Source organism: Virgibacillus sp. 6R (genome assembly GCF_001895305.1).
Classification (GTDB): Bacteria; Bacillota; Bacilli; order Bacillales; family Amphibacillaceae; genus Virgibacillus; species Virgibacillus pantothenticus.
In genome coordinates, this window is sequence record NZ_CP017762.1 from 3,357,860 (window position 1) to 3,379,603 (window position 21,744).

The 21,744-nt window shown below is 34.8% G+C and carries 18 protein-coding genes and 2 CRISPR repeat arrays; of the genes, 17 read left to right on the forward strand and 1 reads right to left on the reverse strand.

Annotated features, from left to right (window positions below; genetic code table 11):
* The first annotated feature begins 24 nt into the window (after positions 1-24).
* The 9 genes from srlA to BKP57_RS15345 all read left to right on the forward strand — a co-directional run bounded on the left by srlA (position 25) and on the right by BKP57_RS15345 (position 9,641).
* A complete protein-coding gene (gene srlA, locus BKP57_RS15305) occupies positions 25-570 on the forward strand; it encodes a PTS glucitol/sorbitol transporter subunit IIC (protein WP_072741895.1) in 546 nt (181 codons plus the stop codon).
* 15 nt (positions 571-585) lie between these two features.
* Positions 586-1,584, forward strand: a complete 999-nt coding sequence (gene srlE, locus BKP57_RS15310) for a PTS glucitol/sorbitol transporter subunit IIB (RefSeq protein WP_072741896.1) — start codon at positions 586-588, stop codon at positions 1,582-1,584.
* Positions 1,585-1,677: 93 nt separating this feature from the next.
* Positions 1,678-2,043 carry a PTS glucitol/sorbitol transporter subunit IIA gene (locus BKP57_RS15315; RefSeq protein WP_083547287.1) on the forward strand — a complete coding sequence of 122 codons (366 nt, stop codon included), beginning with the start codon at positions 1,678-1,680 and terminating at the stop codon, positions 2,041-2,043.
* A 181-nt stretch (positions 2,044-2,224) separates the two neighbouring features.
* A complete protein-coding gene (locus BKP57_RS15320; protein WP_072741897.1) occupies positions 2,225-2,893 on the forward strand; it encodes a transaldolase family protein in 669 nt (222 codons plus the stop codon).
* A 913-nt stretch (positions 2,894-3,806) separates the two neighbouring features.
* Positions 3,807-4,173: direct repeats of the CRISPR family, unit length 32 nt; unit sequence ATTTCAATCCACGCACCTATATAAGGTGCGAC.
* Positions 4,174-4,677: 504 nt separating this feature from the next.
* Positions 4,678-6,630, forward strand: coding sequence for a BglG family transcription antiterminator (locus BKP57_RS15325; protein WP_156875351.1), 1,953 nt, complete (start codon positions 4,678-4,680; stop codon positions 6,628-6,630).
* Between the two features lie 6 nt (positions 6,631-6,636).
* Positions 6,637-7,104, forward strand: coding sequence for a PTS sugar transporter subunit IIA (locus BKP57_RS15330; protein ID WP_072741899.1), 468 nt, complete (start codon positions 6,637-6,639; stop codon positions 7,102-7,104).
* Positions 7,101-7,409, forward strand: coding sequence for a PTS fructose transporter subunit IIB (locus BKP57_RS15335; RefSeq protein ID WP_072741900.1), 309 nt, complete (start codon positions 7,101-7,103; stop codon positions 7,407-7,409). Before BKP57_RS15330 ends, BKP57_RS15335 begins: the two co-directional genes overlap by 4 nt.
* A gap of 15 nt (positions 7,410-7,424) precedes the next feature.
* Complete coding sequence (locus BKP57_RS15340) at positions 7,425-8,435, forward strand: PTS fructose transporter subunit IIC (protein WP_072741901.1); 1,011 nt, start codon at positions 7,425-7,427, stop codon at positions 8,433-8,435.
* Between the two features lie 21 nt (positions 8,436-8,456).
* A complete protein-coding gene (locus tag BKP57_RS15345) occupies positions 8,457-9,641 on the forward strand; it encodes a MalY/PatB family protein (RefSeq protein ID WP_072741902.1) in 1,185 nt (394 codons plus the stop codon).
* A gap of 303 nt (positions 9,642-9,944) precedes the next feature.
* Positions 9,945-10,381: a CRISPR direct-repeat array (repeat unit 33 nt; unit sequence AATTTCAATCCACGCACCTATACAAGGTGCGAC).
* A gap of 268 nt (positions 10,382-10,649) precedes the next feature.
* On the opposite strand, the gene BKP57_RS15350 is transcribed toward BKP57_RS15345, so the two are convergent.
* Positions 10,650-11,369, reverse strand: coding sequence for a GntR family transcriptional regulator (locus BKP57_RS15350; protein ID WP_050351247.1), 720 nt, complete (start codon positions 11,367-11,369; stop codon positions 10,650-10,652).
* Between the two features lie 158 nt (positions 11,370-11,527).
* Between BKP57_RS15350 and BKP57_RS15355 the strand changes: the two genes are divergently transcribed.
* The 8 genes from BKP57_RS15355 to BKP57_RS15390 all read left to right on the forward strand — a co-directional run bounded on the left by BKP57_RS15355 (position 11,528) and on the right by BKP57_RS15390 (position 21,744).
* A complete protein-coding gene (locus BKP57_RS15355; RefSeq protein ID WP_072741903.1) occupies positions 11,528-12,853 on the forward strand; it encodes a 6-phospho-alpha-glucosidase in 1,326 nt (441 codons plus the stop codon).
* A 203-nt stretch (positions 12,854-13,056) separates the two neighbouring features.
* Entirely contained in the window at positions 13,057-13,800 is a 744-nt protein-coding gene (gene chbG / locus BKP57_RS15360) for a chitin disaccharide deacetylase (protein WP_050351245.1), read from the forward strand.
* A gap of 4 nt (positions 13,801-13,804) precedes the next feature.
* On the forward strand, positions 13,805-15,208 hold the full coding sequence (locus tag BKP57_RS15365; RefSeq protein ID WP_050351244.1) for a PTS transporter subunit EIIC: 1,404 nt from the start codon (positions 13,805-13,807) through the stop codon (positions 15,206-15,208).
* Between the two features lie 494 nt (positions 15,209-15,702).
* Positions 15,703-17,091 carry a group II intron reverse transcriptase/maturase gene (gene ltrA, locus BKP57_RS15370; RefSeq protein ID WP_072740903.1) on the forward strand — a complete coding sequence of 463 codons (1,389 nt, stop codon included), beginning with the start codon at positions 15,703-15,705 and terminating at the stop codon, positions 17,089-17,091.
* A 1,196-nt stretch (positions 17,092-18,287) separates the two neighbouring features.
* Entirely contained in the window at positions 18,288-18,851 is a 564-nt protein-coding gene (locus BKP57_RS15375) for an RNA polymerase sigma factor (RefSeq protein ID WP_232231188.1), read from the forward strand.
* On the forward strand, positions 18,848-19,606 hold the full coding sequence (locus BKP57_RS15380) for a hypothetical protein (RefSeq protein ID WP_050351243.1): 759 nt from the start codon (positions 18,848-18,850) through the stop codon (positions 19,604-19,606). Before BKP57_RS15375 ends, BKP57_RS15380 begins: the two co-directional genes overlap by 4 nt.
* Positions 19,607-20,488 (forward strand): ABC transporter ATP-binding protein, encoded by an 882-nt coding sequence (locus BKP57_RS15385; RefSeq protein WP_072741904.1) that lies wholly within the window; start codon positions 19,607-19,609, stop codon positions 20,486-20,488.
* Positions 20,488-21,744 carry an ABC transporter permease gene (locus BKP57_RS15390; protein ID WP_050351241.1) on the forward strand — a complete coding sequence of 419 codons (1,257 nt, stop codon included), beginning with the start codon at positions 20,488-20,490 and terminating at the stop codon, positions 21,742-21,744. Before BKP57_RS15385 ends, BKP57_RS15390 begins: the two co-directional genes overlap by 1 nt.

Here is a 21,744-nt window from a genome sequence, read left to right on the forward strand (position 1 = left end):
CTATGAAAAGAGGGATTTCAAAACATGGATATAATAATTACAGGTGCCGAGAAATTCATGGATTTTTTTCGCCATGGCGGGGATGTGTTTGTCGGACTTATAACTGATATAGTACCACTTTTAATTATGTTATTAGTTGCGATGAATTCTCTAGTTCGATTAGTTGGAGAAGAAAGAGTAGAAAAGTTAGCTAAAAAATCAGGTAAGAACCCATTCACAAGGTACTTTGTTTTACCAGTAATTGGAACGTTTGTTCTTGCTAATCCAATGACACTATCCTTAGGAAGGTTTTTGCCGGAAAAACATAAGCCTAGTTATTATGCAGCTGCTTCTTTCTCTTGTCATACGCATAACGGTTTGTTCCCGCATGTTAACCCAGGAGAACTATTCGTCTTTTTAGGGGTAGCTGCAGGTATTACAACATTAGGTTTCGATACGGCAGAATTAGCTCTACGTTATTTTCTCGTCGGTATTGTAACTAACTTTTTTCGAGGGTGGATTACAGATTATATGACGTCGTATGTTTCCAAACAACAAAATGTTAAATTAAAACAAACAGTTGAGTTATAGAAAGGAGCTGATTTCATGTCAAAATATCAATCTATTAAAATAACAAGAGGATCAAACGGTTTTGGTGGACCATTATGGATTACGCCTACTGAGCAGAAAAATAAAGTGGTCTACATAACCGGAGGGGAGAAGCCTGATATTGCTGATCGAATTGCTGAACTAACAGGATGTGAATTAGTAAATGGATTTAAAACAACTGTTCCAGAATCAGAGATTGCCTGTGTCATCATTGACTGTGGTGGTACGTTACGCTGTGGATTGTATCCACAAAAAAGGATTCCTACCATTAATATTATGTCCACAGGAAAGAGCGGCCCATTAGCTAAGCATATAACAGAAGATATCTATGTTTCTGGGGTAAAAAAGGGAAATATTCAGCTTGCTGAAGAGGAAAATGAACAACAAGAGATGGAAACCTCCCAAGCTGCAAAAAAGCAATATAATTATACCGCTGATAAAAAAATAAGTGAACAACAAAAGCCAAAAGGTTTAATGGCGAAAATAGGAATCACGATGGGAAATATTGTTACTGTTTTTTATCAAGCTGGAAGAGATGCCATTGATACGGTAATAAAAACAATATTACCTTTTATGGCGTTTGTATCTATGTTGATTGGAGTTATCATTGAATCTGGTATTGGAGATCTGTTTGCTAAATTCCTATCACCGTTTGCTGGTTCGATATGGGGGTTAATCGTTATAGCGCTAATTTGTTCTTTCCCACTACTCTCTCCATTTTTAGGACCTGGGGCAGTGATCGCTCAAGTAATTGGAACTTTAATTGGCGTAGAAATTGGAAAAGGGAATATACCTCCGAATCTTGCTTTGCCAGCATTATTTGCCATTAACTCTCAAGCTTCGGCGGATTTCGTACCTGTGGGTTTGGGACTAGCAGAAGCTGAACCAGAGACAGTGGAAGTAGGCGTTCCTTCTGTATTATATGGAAGATTTTTAACCGGAGCTCCAACCGTTTTTATTGCCTGGTTAGCTAGTTTTGGATTGTATGATGGATAATAGTTTAAGTCATGATAATTGTTCAAGGAATCTGGTTATAATTCCTTGATACATAATTTAAATGAAAGTAAAAGAAGTAAAGGAGTTTTGAGTGTGATTTTGAAATATGAAACAACAGTAGATAGAGTGGGAGCTCATGCTGCAACATTTTTAGAGGAAAAGATGCTTATTCTTTTTGGTAAAGATGCACCAGCTGAACTAGAGGATTACTGTCTATCTATTGTAATCAATGATTTAAAAGAGAGTATAAATGTTGGTGATATTTTACAATTAAATGACCGAGAATATCGTATTACTGCTGTTGGTGAAGCCGTAGAGAAAAATTTGGCTACACTAGGGCATATTACATTAAATTTTGATGGCTCACAGATCCCAGAATTGCCTGGTACACTATATCTTGAAGACCGTCCAATTTCAGAAGTGGATATTGGGGATGAAATTAAGATATATGAGCGTTAAAAAATATTGATGAATAATTAAAGATTCTTCTGAAACAAATTCTTTATATTCAAGATACGATTTTCTTGTTATGGAGCTTATCGTTATGAGGGCCTTACTTTAATGTCATTTCTTTACTTAACTAACGAATGGTTAATAATATAATTCTGAACAAATGAAATCCTTTTAGGGAGGTTCTAGATTGAAATTATTTATTGATTCGGCAAACGTAGAACAAATAAAAAAGATAAACAATGACTATCCAGTTGATGGCGTGACAACGAATCCATCTCTTATAGCAAAAGAAAATCGAAGTTTATTCCCGTTGATTAACGAGATTAGAAATATTATCGGTGAAACAAAGTTATTATTCGTTCAAACTATTTCCGTAGATTCAGATTCAATTGTCAACGAAGCACTTCAAATTTGGGAAAATCTAAATCGAAACGTAATTATTAAAATTCCTGTAACAGTAGAAGGGATTAGAGCAATAGGAATACTAAAAAAACATGGAGTTAAAACGTTAGCCACAACAGTGTACACACCTATGAATGCTTACATTGCGGCTAAGGCTGGGGCCAACTTTGTAGCTCCATATGTTAATCGGATTGAGAATTTAAACGGAAATGGAACACAAGTTATTAAAGAGATTAGACAGATTTTTTCTAACGCGAAATTCTCTAGCGAAATAATTAGCGCAAGCTTTAAAAATGTTCAGCAAATAAAAGCAGTTAGTCTATCTGGTTCAGATGGAATAACAGTGAATCCTCAGTTAATTGAAAAATTTTTACAGGTCCCGTCGATAAAAGAAGATGTACAGCAGTTTAATTTAGATTGGGAAACAGTACGAGATGAGGTAGATTCTAATTAGAAGAGAATTAAAGCATTTCCATAGTCCATAAGATATAACACGGTATTGCTTTGAAGTTAGAAGTTGTAGTAAATTAAAGATGTTTATTCTAGTGAAAATGTATGGTAATTCTTTTGAAGAAAAACTGATTTTTTAACAACAAATAGAATCGGTCTTAAAAGCTCTTGGTAGTTGTGCCAAGAGCTTTTGCTATTTTTCGTGCACAAGTTTTACAAAAGCGAGCGATCACTGATGGAGGGCGTCACTGGTACTAAACTTCTACAGTTTTGGAAGTTTTTACTTGCTATGGAAAACGGCTATATTGCGTGAACTATAGCAAAATGATTGAAGCGTGCAAAAGCGGGGTTAACGGTCAATATTACATGATTATGATTAATAAAAAGATCAAGAATTTACTTGCTGTTAACCATTTTAAATTAATGTTTATAATAATTACGATATAGATTGTGATGTAATGTGAACTAAAAATTGATTGATTTAACTTACAAACGAGTGGTCTAATTCCTCCGTCTTTAGACGATATCCGCTTCTAGCCTTATCCTTTTTGTCCATACTATGTGGTGAGTTAAAAAGTTTGGATGTTAAATAGAAGAAATAGTATTTGAAGCAGGGTACCATGCCTGCTTCTCCGGGTAAAGACACTTTGTATGATTAATTTCCTTTTTTATCATGAACCATTATTATATTCCGTCTAGTCTACTTCACCTTAATTTTTTTGTCTAGTCAAGTGTAACCTATCCAACAAAAAGATAACTGTACAAGCAACCGATATTGATGAATTTCAATCCACGCACCTATATAAGGTGCGACAAAACACTCTCTGACTTATACGGGATTTGCCGGAATTTCAATCCACGCACCTATATAAATAAGGTGCGACGGCGATAAAATAACACTTGATAACTTTAACAAGATTTCAATCCACGCACCTATATAAGGTGCGACGTCATTCCGTTTCCTCCTTATAGATAACTAAATACTGAATTTCAATCCACGCACCTATATAAGGTGCGACTGCTGAATATGAATACGGCGGTAATGGATGGTAGTATTTCAATCCACGCACCTATATAAGGTGCGACGATAGACAATGTTTTTTACAAATATGGTGAGGTATTTCAATCCACGCACCTATATAAGGTGCGACGATAGACAATGTTTTTTACAAATATGGTGAGGTATTTCAATCCACGCACCTATATAAGGTGCGACTTAAGTCATACACGAAGCCAAATCAAAAAACAAATAATTTCAATCCACGCACCTATATAAGGTGCGACAGCGATTTCTCCCTAAAAATTTACAAAAGTCGTATAAAAGTGGTTGTTTTAAAGAGAAAATCAATAATAATGCTTAAATAGTCGTTGTTTTAACTCCATAAATTCCCATAAAAATAGTTGAATAGAGGTGCGAATCCCCCGGGGTTTTCATGTGCACTTCAGGTTCGCACTAAAATAAGCTCATGTTAATTTTGTATCTCTATTATACGATAGTTTAAAATAAAGATCACTTAACTATGATGAAATCAACAAAAGGAATAAAATTATTATTTGTCCAAACTAGTTGCAATGAAGTTAGATTCAATTGTCAATGAGCGCTAAACATTGGAGAAAATCTAAATAAAAACGTGATAATTAAGTTAGCAAACAACGGTTTAAGCATCATCTTTCAATAACACTCTTCCACTTTATAATGGAAAAAGTATGTCTGTCTAAGCCTTTTTAACTGAGATATAATGATGACTAGTGGGAGGGATTGAGGTGCCTTTACACATAAATAAGCGAATGCAAAAAATATTAACATGCTTCTTAAATGCGGATGGATACCTGACTAGTTCTTATTTAGCAAAACAGGTTGGCTGCTCGGCTAAAACAGTGAGAGAAGATATTAAGAAACTAAATTCAGAATTATCAAACATTTGCATGGTAATTTTACCTAAGAGGGGGAGTGGTTATAAGCTTATAGGTGAAAATAAAGATGAGTTAACCAAAAGATTTATTCACGATACGAATGTCGTTATCTCTAAAGCATTACAAAACCCTGTTACACCTGAAGAAAGAATGCGCTTTATTGTAAAGAAGTTATTGTACACAAACAACTGTGTAACTATTTCTGATTTTGCTACGGAATTATATGTGAGTGAATCTACAATTAAAAATGATATAAAACATGCAAAAGAAATATTAAATAAATATAATATCAAAATCAGAAAAGGTGTCACAGGATTATATGCTGTAGGGCATGAAATAAATAAGCGTTTTTGTATTGCGGATTTTTTGTACCAAAATTCTAAGATTGATGAGCAAGTCATTATCAACTATATGTATATTGAAAATGAGGCAACTAATAAAATAATCAAAGATATAAAGAAAACTATATTAGATATCTTAACAGAAGAAAATATGACTATATCGGATTATACCTTAAAGAAAATTACGATTCATATCGTGATTGCTATTAATCGAATTAAAAATGGTCAATATATTGAGTTTAATTCTGAAAGGTTACACCAACTTACGAATGAACAGGAATTTAAAACAGCCGAAAAAATAATTGCCTCAATTAGTCAAAAATACAAAATGTATTTCTTTTCTCCAGAAGAAATAGCTTATATAACGATGCATCTTATTGGAAATAGAATAGCTAAAAAAAATCAAATCGCCTCAAATCTACACGAACTAATAAGTGATGAAATGCTCAAACTTTCACTTTCGGTCATCGAAGAAGTAAATAATAATCTAAAAGGGTTAGATTTACTTAAAGATGAAGAGCTTATTTACAGCTTGGGAATACATTTGAAACAGTTACTAAACAGATTAGATTTTCAAATGAACATTAGTAATCCATTTTTAAATACAGTAAAGATTAAATATCCATTGGCATTTGAAGCGGGGGTTACAGCAGCTAAAAGAATTATGAAAGAAACTAATTTCAAAATTGGTGATAATGAAATTGGTTTTTTGGCAATGCATTTTGGTGCTGCTATTGAAAAACAGAAATACCAACAGCTTGTGAAAAGAAAGAAAATTGCATTAGTATGTGCTTCTGGAACCGCCACTTCCAATTTATTGTTAACTAAATTATCTCATGTTTTAGAGCCGGGTTACCGTATGATGGGAGTTTATTCTTTTCATCAGATAGAAGAACTACTTGCTCAAAAACCTGATTTAATATTAACGACAGTTCCATTATTACAAAAAATAAATATTCCTGTGATCTCTATTTCAAACATTTTAGGGGAAGAAGATATTCTCATTCTGCGAGAGGATCTGGATAAGTATCATAGAGGTGAAAAATCATTAGTTCATCTTATGAAAAAAAATCTCTTCTTTAACGATGTAAACATGAATAATAAAAAAGAATTGCTTCACTATTTGACAAATAAGATGATAGATGCTGGATATATAACTCATAAAATTAAAGATTCTATATTTCTAAGAGAAAGTATAGCTTCAACTGCTATCGGAAATAAAGTAGCAATTCCTCACCCTATCAATATTGAAGTAAGTAAATCTTGTATTTGTACGGCAATATTAAACAATGAAATGGATTGGGACAAAGACGAAAAGGTGGTAATAGTCTTTATCATTGTATTAGAAAATAAATGGGCACCATATTTCCAAGAAATTTTTTCTGAATTATATAGTCTAACTAGTTCTTATGATAGCATAGGAGATTTACAAACAAAAAATAATTTTGATGATTTTATAAAAGATATTACGGCAAAGTTGGGATGAACATTTATGAAGAACATAGAGTTAATTAATGAAAAACTGATTGGAATGGAGAGTAATGCAACAACTAAAGAAGAAGCGTTATATGAAGTGGCAACAATTGCTTACAAAGCAGAAAGGGTTACTAATAAAGAACTTTATTATAAAAGCTTAGTAGATAGGGAAAGAGAATCTACAACTGGATTTGGCAACGGTTTCGCTATTCCTCATGCAAAAGAAGATATAGTTAAACAGCCAACGATTATTGTAGTTCGTTTAAACAATGCAGTCAATTGGAACTCTCTTGATAATAAACCTGTAAAAATGTTAGTTGCATTAGCAATTCCCAAAAAATATAAAGGAACGATGCATTTAAAGTTATTAGCTAATCTTTCAGAAAACCTAATGGAAGAAGAATTTAGAAAACAATTATTATATTCAACAAATAAAGACGGTATATGTACAACGATCAAAAATATAATGGAGGAATTAACATGAATATATTAGCAGTTACAGCTTGTCCGGCGGGAGTTGCTCATACGTATATGGCAAAAAGGGCGCTGGAAAAAGCTGCAAAAGAAAAAGGGTACAAAATAAAAGTGGAAACTCAAGGTTCTATGGGGATAGAAAATGAATTAAAGGAAAAGGAAATTAATAAAGCCGATGTTATTATAATTGCTGCTGATACTAAAATTGAAAAAGCTAACCGTTTTATGGAGAAAAATGTATATGAGACATCTGTATCTTCAGCAGTAAAAAATGCTTCTAAAGTTATTGACAGTGCCACAGAAGAATTAGCTTAAAAATGGGGTGATCTTATGAATAATGTAAAAAAGCATTTAATGACTGGCGTATCATATATGATTCCTATTGTAGTTGCAGGAGGAATATTATTATCTTTAGGCGTAATTATTGGAGAAGAAACTGCGATTGGTGAACAATTAGTTAATTATGGTGTATGGACTTTAGGTCTTATGGTTCCCATGATTGCTGGATATATTTCTTATTCAATTGCTGATAGACCAGGTGTAGCTGTTGGTTTGGCAAGTGGTGTTTTTGCTAGTGAATTAGGAACAGGATATATAGGCGGGATTTTAGTTGGTTTTTTTGCAGGTTGGATAACAAATCAATTAAAAAAAATACCTATGCACCACCATATAGCTGTAATAAAACCAATTATGATCATTCCTTTGTTAGGGATTGGAGCCTCAGCACTTTTTATGTATATCATTTCCATTCCTTTAACACCTGCTATGGAAGGATTAGAGAAGTGGCTCGTATCATTAGAAGGAAGCAATTTATTATTTCTTGGATTTATTATAGCTGCTATGATGGCCTTTGATATGGGAGGACCAGTAAATAAAATTGCACTGGCATTTGCTTATGCTACTTTGGCAGAAGGGATATATGCTCCAATGGCAGCATGTTGGATAGGAATAATGGCTGCACCTTTAGGGTTGGGGTTATCTACCTTGATCTTTCCTAAAAAGTTTTCGAAGTCTGAAAAGGGGAATTCTGTTCCAGCTATTATTATGGGATCTTTAGGTATTACAGAAGGAGCAATTCCATATGCAGTGGCGACTCCATTAAAAGTTATACCGGTTATTACATTAGCCTCAGGAATAGGTGGTGGAATTGCTTTGGTATTAGGAGCAAAAGCACCAATCCCTGCTGCCATTGGAATTTGGGGACTCCCTTTTGTACAAAAGCCACTTATGCTCCTAGTAGGACTACTCATATCCATTGTTACTATTGCTTTAGTAGTAGGTCTAATTAGAAAAGAAAGTGATGTAAATGAAGAAGAAGAGGGTCAATTAATGTTTGAATAGATAAATTTATAGGTGGTACTTATGAAGAAACAATTTGATAAAGTAGTAGAGAGAAGAGGGACGTACTGTACACAGTGGGATTATATTGAAGACAGGTTTGGTGAAAAAAACATTTTACCTTTCTCCATATCAGATATGGACTTTCAAACTCCAGTAGAGATAAGAAATCGTATAAAGGAGTGGACAGATCATGGTGTTTTTGGATATACAAGGTGGAATAATAGCGATTATAAAAATGCAATTGTAACATGGTATAAAAAAAGACATGATGCGGATATCGTTAGTGAATGGATTATATATAGTCCTAGTGTTATTTATTCAATTTCACAGCTTATAGCGCTATTAACAAGAAAAAATGATGCCATTGTTATGCAAACTCCAGCATATGATGCATTTTTCAAAACGATTAAACAATCTGAAAGAAAGTTAATAAAAAATCCTCTGTTATATGAAGATGGTTATTATAAGATAGATTGGATAGATCTAGAAAAAAAGCTTGCAAAATCCGAATCAAAAGTATTTTTACTCTGTAACCCCCATAACCCAACTGGTAGAGTATGGCGGAGAGAAGAAATAATAAAAATAGTTAAATTATGCGATTGTTATGGTGTTAAAGTGATCTCTGATGATATTCATATGGATATTATTTATCGGGAAAATAAGTATATTCCAATTATTAATGTTGCCTCAGAACTAAATAATGTATTTATATGTACATCAGGTAGTAAAACATTCAATACACCTAGTTTAGGTGGATCATATGTTATCATTCCGGATCATAAAGTGAGAAGTAAGTATTTATCTTTAATGAAAGATCGGGATGGTTTAGGAAGTGCTCCCATATTTGGTATGGTTGCACTAATAGAAGGATATAACTATGCCGAATATTGGGTTGACGAGTTACGTAAATATTTATATCAAAATATGGAAATAGTGTATGACTATTTAAAAAAAGAGCTTCCATTACTACACTTTTCAATACCTGAATCTACATACCTAGCTTGGATCGATGCTAGCAAACTAAACGCAAGTAATAAGAAGATTCAAGATTATTTGGTTCATGTAGGGAAGGTAGGTATTATGTCTGGTGAAGTATACGGAGAAACTGAAAAATTTCTAAGAATGAATATAGGTTGTCCAAAAGAGAAATTATATGATGGGTTAGAAAAATTAAAGTTTTCGGTGAATCACATGTTAAACGCTTAATGTTTTGAGTGTTTTACAGAGTTCTGTTTTTATCCTGTACATAAGGTGCTTTAAGTCTCCCACTTCAGGAGTTGGATAATCTGTGGGAGATAACAGCAGCACCTAATACTCGATTTATGCAGAGGCCTTTAGGTCATACCATACTAACAATCAGTGGGGGAACGAATGTAAACCTCCACTGATTGAAGATTCACTTTATTGGCATGGTTAGATTACTTCCGTGTTACCACTATTTGATAAAGCAGTTGATTCTTTTTCTTCCAATCACACACCTATACTTAGCCTTCGAAACTCTGCTGCTAAAATTTCAATCCACGCACCTATACAAGGTGCGACGACAAGTCAAGTCGCCGAGGTAATGCAAATGGATAATTTCAATCCACGCACCTATACAAGGTGCGACCGTAATCTTCTAATGTTAAGTCTGCGCGTTTAAATTTCAATCCACGCACCTATACAAGGTGCGACTCTGGTGGCGGAGGATGTGTTTATTTACCTTGAAGATTTCAATCCACGCACCTATACAAGGTGCGACTAGATTTAGCAAATTACAGCATTATGGCATTGATGATTTCAATCCACGCACCTATACAAGGTGCGACTTGAAATAGAAAGTGAATATTGCCATAAGGGTAAAGAGAATTTCAATCCACGCACCTATACAAGGTGCGACATGGTTCTATTGTTTTGCAAGATAAAGCTTGTGTAATTTCAATCCACGCACCTATACAAGGTGCGACTGCGATTTCTTCCTAAAAATTTACAAAAGTCGTATAAAAATGCTTATTTTAAAGAGAAAATCAATAATAATGCTTAAATAATCGTTATTTTAATTCCATAAATTCCCATAAAGTGGTTAAATAGAGGTGCGAATCCCCCGGGGTTTTCATGTGCACTTCAGGTTCGCACTAAAAATAAGCTAATTTTAATTATGCACCTCTATTATACGACAGTTTAAAATAAAGATCACTTAACTATGATAAAATCAACAAAAGAATCACTACCTAGTTAATGGTTCTTTTCTGAGATGAATTTAAAGGAGTATTTTTTCGGGTGGTAATATACTTTAGAATACTCAAAGGGCTTCCCATCTTCAAACACTGTAAAGGCTTTTAAAAATAGCAATGGTTGATTATCCTGCAATTGCAGGATTTTTTTTAGCTCTTCATTAGGAAGAATTGGTATTAATTCACCGTACCTCTTGTCAATGGTGTATCCTTTATTTTCAATATAATTGTATTTAGATTTTTTTATCACCTCAATAGAAAAATCAGGAAACAAATCAACGGGTAGAAAAGATTCCTCCAATAAAAACGGCTCATGATCTGCATAACGTAGTCGCTTCATATAGTAGACCTTTTCATTATTCGAGATATTTAAAATCTCTTGAACTTCATCTGTAGGATCCGTCAACTTAAATTCTAATACTTCATTTTTGGGGTTATTTTGCAATTTTTGCATCTCTTCAGTAAAGCCCTGTAAATGAAGAATATTATGCTCTACTTTGTTGTGGGCAACATACGTCCCGCTACCTTGTATGCTATAAAGTAATCCTTCTTCAACTAAAAGCTTTATCGCCTGCCTAACGGTGACTCGACTAACTTCATAAGTCTTTGCTAACTTTGCTTCAGCTGGGATGGCGTCACCTTTAGCAAGTTTAGATCCGATAATATCTTCCTTAATTTTATTTGCTATTTGCCTATATAGTGGCAAAGAATTATTCCACATTCATTTCCCTACCTTTCATAATGCTACATTTAGTTTACCATTTGAATACGAATTCTCATAACTAAACAATATAGCTTAGAAGTTGTATTAAAATTGTATTGTTTTTGTATTAGTTTTATGCTATTATGTATGTAATACATCTGAAAGGGGTTTCGCATATGAAGAAACAAAATTTAGTAATCGTCGGTGGCGGAAGTACTTATACTATTGGAATGATCATGAGTCTAATTGCAGAAAAGAAAAATTTTCCCTTAAATTCAATAACATTTTATGATAATGATGAAAAACGTCAGGAAAAAGTTGCTAAAGCAACCTCCATCATTTTAGATGAATATTATCCAGAATTAGAATCTTTCCATTATACAACGGATAAAGAAACAGCTTTTACTGGAATTGATATTGCTTTTATACAAATCAGAACTGGTGGACTTCAAATGCGCGAGCTGGATGAACAAATCCCATTAAAATATGGGGTAGTCGGACAGGAAACATGTGGTCCAGGTGGGATGGCATATGGATTACGCTCTATTAGAGATATGATAGAGCTTGTTTACGATATTAAAAAGTACTCCAAGGATGCTTGGATTCTAAATTATACAAATCCAGCAGCCATTGTAGCAGAAGCGTTGAAAAGAGAATTCCCGCAAGATCCTAAGCTATTAAACATTTGCGATATGCCAATTGCTATCATGCATAGCTTTGCAACGATGCTAAACAAAAACATATGGGATTTAGTCCCATCTTACTTCGGTCTCAATCATTTTGGCTGGTTTACGAAAATCGAGGATAGTGAAGGGAATGATTTAACCCAAATCATCAAAGATACTATTATGGGTGAAGGATTTGTACCTACAGATCAGGAAATTGCTAATGATCAATCATGGCAGCAGACATTTGAACAAGCAAGAAAAATGCTGATTGATTTCCCAGAGTTTCTACCAAATACGTACTTGCAATACTATCTCTATCCAGACGATTTAGCTAAAAAAGAAAGCCTTACGAATACTCGTGCACGCCAAGTAATAAATGGGCGGGAAAAAAGAATAACCGAGCTTTGTAACCAAATTATTCAAGACAAATCTACTAAAAACGTTGAACTACATGTTGATATTCATGGAGTTTACATGGTCAAAGCAGCAGCTTCGTTAGTTTATAACTTAAAACAAACATATATTGTCATGGTAGAAAATAACGGAATTATTTCTAACATACCAGATGATGCTACGGTTGAAGTTCCGGCCTTGTTAACAGCTAGTGGTCCTAAGCCTTTCTCTGTTGGTAAAATCCCAACTTTTTATAAAGGTTTAATTGAAAATCAGTTTGCTTACGAAAAGTTAGTCGCAGATGCATACTTTGAAAACAGTTATACCAAAGCTCTACAAGCGTTAACCTTAAATAGAACGGTTGTTCACGTTCCTACTGCAAAAGCTATACTTGATGATTTAATTGAGGCTAATAAAGGCTATTGGCCAGAATTGCAATAAGAAAGACGGTAAGTTCTTGTAAACTAGAAATTTTTTAACGAATAAAAGTTAGGACATAAGGGGGTGGTTCTTGCTTTTGGGATAAAAATTGACAACGTAATTGCTGTGGTAAAACGCGTTCATTTTTTTGATTAGATACAGGTAATGTTAGTAAATGCAATTTTCTAACAATAAAATCACCAACATAAGGGAAGGGATTAAAAGTGAAAAAACTAATTATCAATGCTGATGATTTTGGATATTCACGCTCAGTTAACTATGGAATAATTGATGCGCATACAGATGGCGTGCTAACGTCCACAACTTTAATGACCAATATGCCTGGTGCAGAACATGCTTATCAATTAGGAGAAAAACATAAAACACTAGGAATTGGCGTCCATTTGACACTTACATGTGGAAAACCAATCTTAAAGAATCACCACACATTAGTAGATGCGGATGGAAATTTTAAAAAGCTTTACCATTACCAAAAACTATTCCATATTGATACAAATGAATTATATGCAGAATGGAAAGCGCAAATTGAAGCATTTTTAGATTCCGGGCTTGCGCCTACTCACTTAGATAGTCACCATCATATTAACAACTTAGAACCTATATTGCCTGTATTCCTAGAATTAGCGAAGGAATATAAGTTACCAGTACGCCACAATTTTAAAATAAAACCCGAATTTGGAACACTAATCACAACAGATCATTTTGAATACAATCCTGAAATACTATTAGGAGATGTAAACACAATAGTAGAGGAGTATAAAGAAGCACAAACAATAGAAATCATGTGTCATCCTGCTTATTTAGATAAATCGTTAATGACAGGATCATCTTATGCGACACCACGGATTGAAGAATTAGCAATGCTTATACATCCAGATGTAAAGAAAAAATTGCAACAACACTTTCAATTAATGACGTATCGTGAGTTAGAAAAAGAGGAGGCTTAAAACGATGAGAAAGTTTATGCAGAAGCTTGGTAAATCCATGCTTATTCCAATTGTTGCGATGCCGATAGCTGGTATTTTATTTAGACTAAGTGCAGGAGATTTATTGGATTGGAAGTTGTTTCAAGCTGCAGGGGTCATTTTTGCGAATATGGATATGCTGATTGCCATTGGTATCGCAATGGGACTAGCTAAAACAAAGGATCGTGGCATACCTGCGCTAACAGGCTTCTTAGCAATAACTGTTTTAAATGAAGGATTAACCCTAATGAATCCCGACTTAGATATGAGTGTTTTTGGAGGTGTTATAGCTGGTTTAATTGCAGCAGGCATCTATAACCGATTTAAAGATACAAAATTGCCAAGTATGTTTTCGTTTTTTGGTGGAGAAAAATTTCCAATTACAATGATTATTTTAACGATGATACCTGTCGCAGGAATTTTCTCTCTCATATGGCCCTATGCTCAACAAGGTATTGATTCATTTGCTCAAGCTCTCGTTGGTCTAGGTGCAGTAGGGATATTTATTTTTGGATTTTTAAATCGCTTTCTTTTACCGTTTGGATTACATCATGTGCTAAATACGTATATTTATTTTGGTCTTGGAAGCTATGAAAATGCATCTGGGGAAGTTGTAACCGGAGAAATTACTAGATTTATGAATGGAGATCCAACTGCTGGATACTTCCTTGGTGGATTTTTTATCGTCATGATTTTTGGGGTTCCAGCAATAGCTTTAGCTATAGCGAGAGCCGCTCATAAGAAAAAGAAAGCGGAGACAAAAGCGTTAATGAGTTCTGGAGCATTGACGTCAGTTGTTGCCGGGTTGACAGAACCAATTGAATTTACCTTTATATTTACGTCACCATTACTATACTTTATTCATTCCGTATATACCGGCTTAGCAGGAGCGACTTTATATTTATTCGGCGTTAGGCACGGATTTTCGTGGGGAGGAAGCGTCATTGATTATGGTCTAAATTTAAGTCTTTCTGACAGCGGTTTAATGATCATTCCTATTGGATTAGCATTTGGATTACTCTATTATTTTACATTTTATACGATTATTGTTAAGAAAAATATAAAAGTTATCGGTAGAGAAGATGATGTGGAATTCGGTTTTCAGGCAGATGAAAAGGAGCAGTCCTTGAAGCTCTCGCACAATAAATTTGAATATATGGCAAAAAAGATATTGGAAAATATAGGCGGCAAGGAAAATGTAGTCGATTACGAAAACTGTATGACACGCCTAAGGTTGGTAGTTAAAGATGCCTCTCTTGTTGATGAAGATAAAATAAAACAGACGGGTGCACATGGCGTAGTTAAAGTCGATAATAAACATATCCAAATTATTATCGGGCCTGAGGCGGGAACAGTTTTGACTGAATTTAAAAAGCACATAGAGAAGTAAGGTCGTATAAAAAATAAGTGTAAAATTGGGTGAGAACTATAATTTTACACTTATTTTTTGCGTGCGCCCTGCATGGGCGAAAACTTGGTGGTGAAAGTCCACTACAGGCTTGGCAGTAGGAACTGTTAGCGGAAGGCAAGGTGGCTATCGTGAGGTAGTGGCTGAAGGAAGCTGGACGCAAACTCCTGAACTGACGAACAGAAATTAGATAGAAGGCTGAATTAGGTCGGATAAATCTGCGCAACAAGATAAAGTCCAATACTGCCCGAAACCTATACAGTAAATCTAACAGTTACATGGGAGGAAAGTTTTCGCTCTTACCGGGGGAGGTCTTGTGAGGGTGCAGTGGGAGTTGAATGATAACGAATCAGCACAACCAAAGCGGGGACGTTTTGGTGAATCACAAGAAGTCAGCAGAGGTCATAGTAATGTTAACTGACGAAACATGAAGGACCGAACAATAGAAATTTTGAAAGCTCTAGGAGGTGTGGAAGGTGCGACAACTGCAGAAAACAGGAGAATCTGGCTATCGGCAGAGAGATAGTGTGGAACATGAAGGGTATGTCGAAGCGCATAGTACTTTTCATGGTGAACAGAACAATCAAAATGGTGTATCCAATCTGTTTGAAAGAATCCTATCAAGGAACAACTTAAATCAAGCTTACCTTCAAGTAGTCAGAAATAAGGGAGCAGCAGGGATCGACGGTATGACGTACGACCAGCTACTTCCATACTTGAAGGAACACAAGGAGGAACTATTAACCCAGTTACGTCAAGGAAAGTATAAACCGCAACCCGTTCTGCGGGTTGAAATTCCGAAACCAGATGGTGGAAAGAGGAAACTGGGGATTCCTACAGTCATCGATCGAATGCTTCAACAAGCTATCAACCAAGTGTTACAACCGATATTTGAACCAACGTTCTCCGATAATAGTTTTGGGTTTCGTCCAAAACGTAGTGCGCATCATGCCATCATACGGGCGAAATCGTACTACGAACAAGGGTACAAATATGTAGTGGACTTGGATATGAAATCCTACTTCGATACGGTAAATCATGACAAACTCATGTACTTCGTGGAAAAACAGATATCTGATAAGCGAGTGCTTCACTTGATAAGACGATACTTATTAAGTGGAATTATGATTAACGGTATCTTCGAAAAATCAGAACAAGGAACGCCGCAAGGCGGAAACCTATCTCCGTTACTCAGTAATATCTATTTAAATGAACTAGACCAACTATTGGAAAAGCGTGGTCATCGATTCGTTCGTTACGCAGATGATTGTAATATCTATGTGAAAAGTAGAAGAGCAGGATATCGAGTAATGGATAACATTACTACCTTTCTTGAGAGAGATTTGAGTCTAACCGTTAACCGAGAAAAGAGTGCGGTTGGAAGCCCTTTGAAACGGAAGTTTCTTGGCTTCTGTCTATTAGCCACGAAGAATGGGGTTAAAATTCGTCCTCATAACAAAGCGAAAGTGACCGTTCAAGAGAAACTCAAGCGAATCACCAAACGCAATCGTGGGCGGAATCTTGAAGTGATTCTAAAAGAAATCCAGCAACTTATGACAGGGTGGATAAATTACTATGGCATAGGGGAAATGAAAGGATTCATGAAGAATCTAAATGGATGGTTGAAGCGACGAATTAGACAATATATTTGGAAACAGTGGAAAAATCCACGTACGAAAAGAAAGAATCTAATTCATTTAGGCATCGATAAACGTAAAGCTTATGAATGGTCGAATACAAGAAAAGGTTACTGGACTATATCAAGTAGCTATGTACTCCATCGTTCATTGACAGATAAAGAACTGGCGTCGAGAGGATATAAAGATATCGCTCTTCAATACCAGTTCGTACACTCAAACTATTGAACCGCCGTATACGGAACCGTACGTACGGTGGTGTGAGAGGGGCGAAAAGTTATTTAGCTTTTCCCTCTACTCGATTGTTATCTGAAAGGTATTGTAATAAAATGAGTAATGCTTAAGAGCGCAATGAATCCGTGTAAGGATAAACGCGCATTGCATTGAGAAAGTTGGGCAATAAAGCAAGAAAGTCGCGTATCAAAATAGAAAAAAAACGCGTCAAGACAAGAAAATGAACATGTACACCATAGATTGTGTATGTCGCCGCTCAATAATATGACGTTATAAATAAGAGTAAAGTTAGACTTTTAAAGTCAACAAACAGGGATGTTAGACATATGTACTCTCCATGTCTGCTAGGATTAACGAGTGCGTTTAGCACGGTTGTACAAGTTACGATCAGGGCGAACCGCAGGCGGAAAAATACATTTCAATCCACGCATCTATATAAGGTGCGACTGCGTTCCTCTAAAAGTTTACAAAGACAACGAAAAGTACTTATTGCAAAAGGGAAAGTCAAAAAACAAGCTTTATTTCCTTAATTTTATTCCACTTATTTACATAAAGAAAATAAATATTGGTGAGTCCCCGGGATTTCTATGTGAACTTCAGGTTCGCATCAAGCTAATTTTAATACTATTTCTTATCACCCATTTACATTCAATTTGGCTGTACCTGAACCCATAGCAATATATGAAGTTATTATGCACTTGTGAAAAATGTGGGCATCTACATCACTTATGAAATCCTCAAAACCTTTCTCTTCTAAAAAGATTTCAAAGGACGATCTGAGAATATGTTGATTATAATTAAACTTTCTCTTTTAGTTAACTCTTCTGCAGTAGCAAGAGAATTGTCTTCATCCCTTGCTCTCCTTTGTTCATTATAATGTTGTAGGGAGCAAATTCAGATAACGTTAAATATGTGAAAACATAATTTGAATGAAAAAACAGCTAATTTGCCGTTAGTTGCATTATGAAAAATTTTGCAAGTCCCCACGGAATGGATGGAGAGTCTGTGGGTGATTTGTTGTGTAGTGAAGTTTTATACGTATTTTTGGGCGAAATGGTGAGGGATACAACTGGCAAAGGGGGCAACAGTAATTGTCTGAAAAAGCTTATTTTTAAAATGAGAAAACTATTTTTCGCTTCATTACGAATATATAAGTAGGCAAGATGGAGATAGTGAACGGATGAACGGATGTGATCACAAGAGTAATGACACAGGAAATGAAGTGGATAAAGGCAATCAAGAAAAAATCAAGTGAACAGGCAGCAAATCAACTTATAAGCAAGTACTATCACGAAGTTTTTGGATTTATTTATAAACAGACGTTAGACCGCGAGCTTACAAAAGATATCACGCAAGATATATTTATTAGCGTACTAAGAACCATTCATAGCTTTGATGGCAGGGCATCATTTCGAACTTGGTTGTATAAAATTGCTAACTCAAGGCTGATCGATCATTATCGATCAAAATACTATAAGCAAAACAAAAAGACGGAGCCCATTGATGAAAAAACGGTTTACGAATCGATTGAATTTACGATAGATGTAGAAACGAAGGATGAGGCTCGTAAAGTGTTAGAAGTGCTTGCCAGGTTTGATCGAGAACTTCAACAGATTGTAAGACTGAAAATATATGGTGAGTATACATTTTCGGAGATAGCAGCGAGTTTAGAGCTTCCAGAGTCAACAGTAAAAACGAAATATTATGCGACGATACGCAAACTAAAAAATATATTAAAAGGAGAATGGAGATGAAAAATAATTCAAAAGATATTCCGTATTTGGATGAAAAGTCAATGCAAAGAGAAATTTCAACCATTATTATAAATGGATTAGACCCTAAAGCTTCTTTTTGGTCCTATTTAGCAACCATTTATCAACAGATTGGATTTAAATTTATGTTTAAAGACTTTGTAGAAATAATTTTCACATTACTTATATCTGTTATTATTGTTCTCGCATTTATACTCAGCACTATCGAATATATCCATATAAGAAATGTTAATTTGTATACGATTGTATTTATTTGGTCTCCGATGACGTATATGGTGATGGCGTATTTGTTCTTTGTGAATCAGAAGCAAAAGACAACGTATGAAGTGGAAATGACTTGTAAATATAATCTCCACCAGTTAGCAGCTTTTCGTATGCTCATGTTTAGTGTGATTAGTATGATTATGAATGGTCTGTTTATATATGCATTAATGTTTCAACATGCTTTAAATTATTTCTATGCATTTTTATTATCAAGCTCGTCATTATTTTTGTTCGCGCTAGTATTTTTATATGTGCAATTTCATACAAAAACTCGTGCTTCTAAAATAATTCTACTAATTATGTGGTTATTCAGCAATTTGCTCGCGTCCTATTATAGTACGAGCTTTTATCTGAATTTCTTAAAACAAATTCCGTTTTATGTGTACGGAGTTATTACTATAGTTGCGATCGTTTTTTATGTGAAAAGTTTAAAAGGATTATTATTTACCCAAAAAATGAAGGGATTGATTTAAGTGCTAGTTTTAAAGGATGTAAGCAAAAAGTTCGGTAACTTTACAGCACTAGAGGATATAAATCTGGAATTCAATAATGGAATCTATGGTTTATTAGCACCTAATGGGGCTGGAAAAACAACATTAATTAAAATGCTTGTTACGCTTTTATTTCCTACTAAGGGTGAAATCGAATATGACGGAACCGAGATTACGTCACTTGATGAACAATATAGAAATGTACTAGGCTATCTTCCTCAAGAGTTCGGTTATTACAAAAACTATACATCGGAAAAATATCTAAATTACTTAGCCGCATTAAAAGGACTGGACAAGAAAGAGACGAAAAAAAGAATTTCAGAACTGTTAGAACTTGTTGGTCTAGGAGATGTTACGCGAAAAAAAATGAAAAAGTTTTCGGGTGGAATGATACAGCGTGTCGGAATTGCACAGGCAGTGTTAAACGATCCGAAGATTCTTATTCTCGATGAGCCGACTGCAGGATTAGACCCGAAGGAACGAGCACGTTTTCGTAAGATATTAACAACCTTGGCGCGCGATAGAATTATTATTCTCTCTACTCATATTGTTTCAGATGTTGAATCAATTGCCAAGGAAATTATTATGATTAAGAATAAAACCATTCTATACAAAGATACAGTAGCTAACATTAGTAATACTCTAGATGGGAAAGTTTTTGAAGCAGAAGTAAGTTTTTCAGATTTGAATGTCATCCGTGAGAAATATCAGATCCTCTCGGAAAGACAAGAGAGAGAAAAAATGACCATTCGATTTATTACTAGTGATCAAACGAATGAAAAGTGGAAAAGGGTTACGCCTACCTTAGAAGACGTCTTTCTGTATGTTTATGAAGATGACGAGACGCTGGCAGGTAGTGTGTAATGATAATCAAAGAGGAATTATTAAAACTAGTTAAAATGCCAATTATTCCGGTAATTATTCTGTTTTTTATGGCTTTAAATACTGTAATTGTGATGAGTCATTCCTATTTTAAGGAAGACCTGTCCGTCTTAACCGATCTTGTTGATACTTATGGATATGAAATAAATGAAAACATGATGAAAGAGTTTGGAAAGGATTATCAAGACAAGATTGCTTGGGTAAATGAGGTTGCCCCTGATGATAATAAGGTTTATCAACACTCCTCTGAATTACTATCGGACGATTCAATCCACTATGAAAATAGACTTAGCAATAGCGACTATCAAAGACTGCTGAAATACAGCATTATAGAGGGTTATTATTTAACGGCACAGGATATTGATAAAGCATATGACAGTATAGATCTGGATGGCAGTGCAGAATATCTGATTCGTATGTATGGATTTACAGATAGTGCTGCAGAGGAGATAAGAGCGCAATATCAAAAATTAGCACTACGACTAGATGAACTCATTGATAATGGGGAACATAAGAACCTTTTTTTTACAGGAAAAATATATAAAATGCATTCGCTCCTTTTTAAAGACATTGGAAGGGCGTTAATCTTTGAGCTAATGATTTTGGTTGTATTAATTACTGCTACTATAACAAATTACGAGTTTGAACATCGAACAGCTCTTGTTACCTATACAACCAAAAGAGGACGGAAATTAATCATCGATAAACTAATAGCAGCCATGATTACAAATGGGTGTGTCATGTTTGGATTAATTGGCATGACACTTGGTGCTTTTTTTCTGACTTATGATTATTCAGGGCTATGGAATGTCCCCATAAGCAATTTTTTTAATACGGAAATGCCACTTCCCTATATTTCATGGTGGAACTTATCGTTTATCGAATACGTTGTCTTTTTTGTTCTCTTCATTGTCATTACTCAGCTACTATTCATGGGAGTTTGTTTGATTCTATCTATCTATTTAAAGAACACATACTTGGTATTTTTTGCTTTTCTGATTTTACTTGGTTTAGGGATAGCAATCCCAGGTTTTGCTCCGATGAATAGCAAGTTGGTGTTTCTACTACATTTTAATCCGTTTGCTTTTATTTTAAATCCGCATGAATGGCTGATGGGAAATGGACCATTCACAATCCATTGCTATTATGAAATAGTTACAATTGTTCTATGGGTATTTCTCTTAGGAATTGTAGGTAGCTATAGCGTTTATCGTTTTTACCGGCAGCAATTACAGTAA